This window comes from Okeania sp. SIO2F4 (assembly GCF_010672385.1).
GTDB lineage: Bacteria > Cyanobacteriota > Cyanobacteriia > Cyanobacteriales > Microcoleaceae > Trichodesmium.
In genome coordinates this window covers 1-6,517 of record NZ_JAAHGT010000542.1, presented here as the reverse complement: position 1 = coordinate 6,517, position 6,517 = coordinate 1, and the positions used below count along the sequence as shown (strand labels likewise).

The window sequence follows — 6,517 nt, the reverse complement described above, 5'->3', positions numbered from 1 at the left end:
AATTCCCCAAAAATATTATTTTTTACCAAATTTGGAGGTCTAAAACCTCCCCTTTGAAGGGGATGAAAAAGCGGTCGTTTGCGGAGCAGTCCGTTAGGATGGGATGGCGAGGAAACCTCGCCATATCCAATCGACGAAGATAAATCTTAAAGTCAGTATTTCAAGCCTCCGACTTGAGTCGGAGGTACTGATAACTGATAACTGATAACTGATAACTGATAACTGAAATTACCCGATCAAATATAATACTTTTGGTAAAATTAAACCTCTCTATTTAGTATATTAATTGATTATCTAAAAAATAGAGCTATTTCCTAAACAAGGGAGTAAGATTTTCCCACTACACAAAATTGAATTTCGACTACACCTCAAAATATGACTTTTCGCAGAAATTTATTTAGTCACATCTTTCCATATCTATTACTGTTTATAATAACGGCGATCGCTCTCTACATTACTAAACCAATCTCTCTACAAATTCGCTGGAATGATGAAACTCTTTACTATACTGTAGCTCAAAATATTTTCCGTAATTTTGATTTTAATAGTAATCATTATTTGGCTAGTAGTATTATTCAAAAAGGCTATCCTACTAAGGATACTCATCTGCCTGGTTATCCTTTGATTTTGGCTGTTGGTTTTTTGATTGGTGGAGTTAATGAGGCTACACCGTTTTTTGTGAATTATTTACTCCTAATTTTGACGATATTTTTAATTTTTACAGTTGGCAGATTCATTGCTAATCAATGGGTTGGTTTTGGAGCAAGTGTTATTTATTTAATTTATCCTTATACTTTAGTCTTGACTCATTCAGTAATGACAGAAATATCGGCTGCTGCTGTAATTATGGTGGTTGTTGCTCTTTTGTTTCTACAAAAAGAAAGTTTTTTCAAAGGAATATTTTTAGGTTTAGCAATAGCTTTAGCATATTTAATCAAACCATTTTTATTGACTTTGTTTCCTGCCAGTATTGTTCTCTTATGGATTGAGAAAAATCAACATTACCAAAAAACTTTATTCAGCTTACTGTTTTCTTTTGGATTACTGTTTGTCACTGTTTTAATTCCCCTTTCCCAAAATCAAGAAATTTATCCCTATGCAGCAACGAGGATTTTATCCCAATCTAATTTGACTGATATGCTGAGAATGATCTGGGAAAACTTTCTATTTAATTGCACTCTCATAATTAATTTTAAAAAGTTTCCAGTCTATGGAACAATTACTATTTCAATGCTAGTGCTATGGAGTATTACTTTAGCCGTACTTGCCACAGCAAGTTATCAAAAAAAATTACAACAATGGGAAAAATATATAAATTTATCTATTTTTACCTTAGTTAATTTTCTGTCAGCTTTAATGGCATTTTTATTACTTTATCAATATATTAATGCAACTAGAGGATTAGCAGTTTTTTCTCCATTAATGGCAATCTTATCTGTGACTGGTTTGTGGCTATTGACTCCACAATTAAAAACCAAAAAAGTAGTAGCTATTGGATTAGGAATTTGTCTGTGTTTAAGTTACTCAAACTTTGTTACATTTCACCTACTCAGACAAACTCAACAAGGACAGTTTCAACGTTTATCTACTCATAGTTCACGGTTGGAAAAAGTAATATCAAAATTATCAATTCAACCACAGGTAGTTATGTCTGAGAAAAATCGTTATTTAGCGATCGCTAATTATCCGACTCAAGTAATTTGGCAATTGCCTCAAACATTACAGGAACTACGGCAAGTTGAAAAAAAAGTAAGTATAGACCTAATAGAGTTAAAAGAGTCTGACCCAATTTTTCAAGAAAATTTGCAAGTTTATGGTAATGTAAATCTATTAGACAATCGTTATATTTTGCAATCCCAAAATCAGGGTTTTTATTACTATTTGCAAAAATGAAAAGTACATCAATATCAAAACTATTGGTTAATAAGCATCGAGACTAAAATACAGCAGATTTAATCAATGCTCTAGAAAAAACAGAGATTATTAAAATAATATTTCAAAGTGAGTTAAACTAACAACAGGTTTTCAGGAAAACCTGTTTAATCACTTATTTAGGAATTAATTATGCTTGAACTTTTGGCGAGTATTGTTATAACACAAGGGATGGCAGATTGGTATCCCGTTGGTTATAACCGTAAAGCAACAACATCAATAAACATGAACACAATTCAAGACCTGGGCAATAATTTGTGGGGAGCAGAAATATTAAAGCAATACGACGGGATGGACTATGATGGAATGGAACAAGTCTACATGATTGTAGAAATTAATTGTAATATTCGCAAATTTGCTCCTAGATTAGTCAGAAAACTCACTGGTAGTGGTCAGGTTATTGCCGAAACAACACTAGGAGGCAATAGATGGGTATCACCTAAAGGTTCTGAAAAAGGAATTTTGACTATATGCGATTACTAACTATATTTAACATACAGTGTATTCGGTGGTATATAGAACCCATTTGGGATCTCCAGAAAATAGGTCATCTTTAACCAGAGGTAATATCATGCCCGTTTGAATAGTTATAATTAAGCTTCATAGTATAGTTCTCAGCCCTATCCATAGCTTAGGGCTGAGAGCTATACTACAAACAAAAACTTTTTTATCACTGATTATCCGGACATAATATAATTATTAATTATCCACACAGCTTTCTATCCTCCTCACTTACCTCAACATTAGTCCGCAAATAATTCCTCACCCAATCACAAGCATACTCAAGTTTTTTCAGGGTACGAATTTCCTCTAAATTCCATAAAATAATCGCACGGTCGTCGCTACCAGATACCAAGAATTTCCCATCAGCACTAAAAGCAACACTGATAACCGCTCCCTCATGACCAGGTAAATTTTGCAGTAACTCCCCGTCTAGATTCCATAACTTCACCGTATTATCAATACCTCCTGTAGCAATAGTTTGACCATCAGGACTGAATGCGACTCTTGTTAATCCCCTGCTCTGAGCGTGAATTGTTTTCACCAGAGTACCATCTAATTTCCAGAGTTTCAAAGTATCATCCCGACTTGCAGAGGCAATCAGATTTCCTTGGGGGTTGATAGCAACTCCCCAAATGCCACCCCCTTGATGGAGGGTAGTCAAAAGTTTGCCGTCTGTTTTCCATAATTTTACTGTTTCATCTTGACTTGCAGAGACAATAGTTTGACTATCTGGGGTAAATGCTAACTTCCAAATTTTATCGTTATGAGCAACAAAACTATGGAGCAGTTGACCCTCAATATTCCACACTTTAATTGTTGTGTCATCTGCTGCTGAGGCAATAGTTTTGCCATCAGGACTAATGGCGACCGCGGAAACTAGAGCTTGATGTCCTGCCAATACTCGCATAGATTGTGTTTGGGAGGTATTAATATCTCCTACATCCCAAAGCTCAACTTTATTATTAGTAGCAATAGCAATGGTCTGTGAATCTGGAGCAAAAGCTACAGAGGGAATTACTTGGTCTGAATAGTTAATTTTTTGCCAAAATTTACCATCTTGTTGCCACAGTAGGAGGTTGCGGTCGCCAACAGAAGCAATTAATTTTCCATTTGAACTTGTTGCTATATCCCACACCGTATCCTGATGTCCGTAAAGAGGTTTCAACAAATTTTTGTTTTTTCGCCATAATTTAACAGTATCATCATCACTAGCTGAAACTACTATCAGACTATCACTTCTCAAGGCTACACCCCGAACTACAGCATTGTGTTCTCTTAATGTTTTGACCATAGTTCCGTCTGAGTGCCAAATTTTAATAGCATTATCATTACCACTGGTGGCAATGTATTCACCATTTTTACTACAATCAACTCCAATTATTACATCGTCTCCCTGCAAGGTTCTCACTAGCGTTCCATCTAACTGCCATAGTTTTGCCGTTTTGTCTGAACTCACTGACACCAACAAATTTGTTTGATGGCAAAATGCTACATTCCAAACTGGTGCTTGATGTCCTTTGAGGGTTTTCAGCAACTTGCCATTAATACTCCAGAGTTTCACCAAACCATCAACTCCTGCTGAAGCAACGATTTCACTTTTAGCATCAAAGACTACACTCGTAACCACTTGTAGACCTACTGTCAAAGTTGTCAACAACGTACCATCGACTCTCCAAAGTTTAACAGTCCGATCGCTACTAACTGAAGCAAACATTTCACCATTGGGGCTAAAAGCAACTCCCCAAACGGGGGCGTTATGTGCCTGAATATTTTGTAACAGTTTACCATCAACACTCCACAACTTGATTTTGCCATCTAAACTTCCTGAAACCAGAGATTTGCTATTTGAGCTAAAAGCAAGGCGATATACTGTTGCTGAATGTTTGAGGGTTTTGAGTAATCTGCCGTCAGAGTGCCAAATTTTCACAGTTTTGTCTTCACTAGCAGTGGCGATTAATTTGCCGTCTGAACTAATATCGACACTCAAAACACCCCCTTGATGACCGATAAGGCGATTAAATTCATGAGTTCCATAAACGGCTTTGGTTAAAGCTATTTCTACTTCCTCTCTAGTTTTGTCATCGACTCCCCCCAACAACTCCATTCGACGTTTAGCTTTAATCGCTGCTATCATGGCATCTAACTGGTGATGAGAGGCTAACAAACCCTGAGAAGAGGCAGTCAATGCCCTAATTTCACTTGTTCTGGCCTGTCGATATTGCCATAAGGCGACTATGGTTGTACCTGTAGCAATAACTAAAGCACAACTGACAACCCCTAATATTAATCGTTGCAATTTAGCATTTTTCTGCTCAACTACCAGTTTAGCTTCTACTTCTTTAAGTCTTGCCGCTTCTAATGTCTGTTGTACTTCTAATCTATCTATTTCTTCACTGATATGCAAAAATTGATAATCTAAATCACTTAAACTTTTACCTTTGCTCCATTTTTGAGCATCTTTTAACGCTTTTCCCCGCAATAACCGGGAAGTATCTGTTTGTTTAGAACTAATCCACAAGTGGAAATTTTCTCCATAAGGACGTAGTTTATTTAATTGTTTTTTTACCCATTCAAGATTAAATACTTGTTGATAAATTCGGTTTTTTATTATTAAAAATCCCTGGCTTTTGATGACTATCCCTGATAAAATTAGTTCTATTTGTTCTGTACTATAATCTGTAGTAACTTGGAGATGTTCTAAGATTTGTTGATAAATTCCTAGTAATCTACCTGCCCGTTTTTCATTCCAAAGAATCCGGTCTCTAATTGTTTTTAAATGTTCGGGTTCCTCTTGAGTTTGCCAGTTATCGATAATTTGCGATTTTACCAATGATTCTACCCAAAAATTTTCCATGCCAGGGGGAATTATGATTTGTTTTTTTGGATGTGATAATGCTGTTATTTGGATTAAATAACAAATTTTTTGGGTGAGGAATGGTTGCCCATTTGTCCAAGCTAATATTTCTCTTAATACCGCTTCTGGGTTATCGGTATAAGTTTTAATTCCCTCCAGTAAAGGCTGTATTTCTGCCAGTTTAAAACCTGATAATTCTATGGATTTGCCAATATTAAATGGTGTGCGTTTTTTATCTGCTATTAAATCTGAGGGTGTGGCTACTCCAAAAATTGCAAATGTCAGACGGTTATATTCTGGGTCTATTGCACGTTGATTGTAATAATACCGAATCAGAGCAAAAAAGTCATCTACGGCAAAATCTAGATTGAGAATACTGTCAATTTCATCGATAAATATGACAATGTTTTGTTGGGGAAATTTTTCTTTGAGGAGTAATTCTAGACAGTAATTTAGACCCTGTAAACCTGAAATATCACCAAGGTCATGCCACCAAGATTTTAACTTGATTGTTTTAGATAATTTGAAGCCCCGCCAGAGTTCAGAGACTATTCCTTTATACCATTGAATCGGAGTAATATTTTGACCACCAATCAAAGTCATATCAATACTACTACAGCAAAATCCCTCTTGTTTGAGCTGATTTATGGTTCTTACCAGCAGGGAAGATTTTCCCATTTGTCTACTGTTTAAAACATAACAAAATTCTCCTTTTTTCAGCGCTTGATCAAGTTGAATATCGGCTTTTCTTTTAATATAGGTAGGATGATTATTTGCCAGACTACCTCCTACTTGATATGAATACATTAGACATCTGCGAAAAAGATATAGGTTTTTTGCATCTAGTAGGGAACAGGGAATAGGAAACAGGCAACAGGGAATAGGGAATAGGTAACAGGTTTTCAGCGCTTGATCAAGTTGAATATCGGCTTTTCTTTTAATATAGGTAGGATGATTATTTGCCAGACTACCTCCTACTTGATATGAATACATTAGACATCTGCGAAAAAGATATAGGTTTTTTGCATCTAGTAGGAAACACTTAACTGGGAATAGGAAACACTTAACTGGGAATAGGAAACAAGGAATAGGGAATAGGGAACAGGTTTTCAGCGCTTGATCAAGTTGAATATCGGCTTTTCTTTTAATATAGGTAGGATGATTATTTGCCAGACTACCTCCTACTTGATATGAATACATTAGACATCTGCGAAAAAGATATAGGTT

At 35.8% G+C, this 6,517-nt stretch carries 3 protein-coding genes; 2 read left to right on the top strand and 1 reads right to left on the bottom strand.

The features are described 5' to 3' along the window. Positions 1-375: 375 nt before the first annotated feature. Positions 376-1,893, top strand: coding sequence for an ArnT family glycosyltransferase (locus tag F6K22_RS27030; RefSeq protein WP_293105197.1), 1,518 nt, complete (start codon positions 376-378; stop codon positions 1,891-1,893). Positions 1,894-2,064: 171 nt separating this feature from the next. Then, a complete protein-coding gene (locus F6K22_RS27025) occupies positions 2,065-2,415 on the top strand; it encodes a hypothetical protein (protein ID WP_293105195.1) in 351 nt (116 codons plus the stop codon). A gap of 220 nt (positions 2,416-2,635) precedes the next feature. Here the strand turns inward: F6K22_RS27025 and F6K22_RS27020 are convergent, their stop codons facing one another. Next, positions 2,636-6,097 (bottom strand): AAA-like domain-containing protein, encoded by a 3,462-nt coding sequence (locus tag F6K22_RS27020; RefSeq protein WP_293105191.1) that lies wholly within the window; start codon positions 6,095-6,097, stop codon positions 2,636-2,638. Positions 6,098-6,517 lie beyond the last annotated feature (420 nt).

Bases quoted from the DNA above. Each gene is read 5' to 3' on its own strand.
- F6K22_RS27020 (WP_293105191.1), bottom strand. From the start codon at position 6,097: ATGTATTCATATCAAGTAGGAGGTAGTCTGGCAAATAATCATCCTACC.
- F6K22_RS27030 (WP_293105197.1), top strand. From the start codon at position 376: ATGACTTTTCGCAGAAATTTATTTAGTCACATCTTTCCATATCTATTA.
- F6K22_RS27025 (WP_293105195.1), top strand. From the start codon at position 2,065: ATGCTTGAACTTTTGGCGAGTATTGTTATAACACAAGGGATGGCAGAT.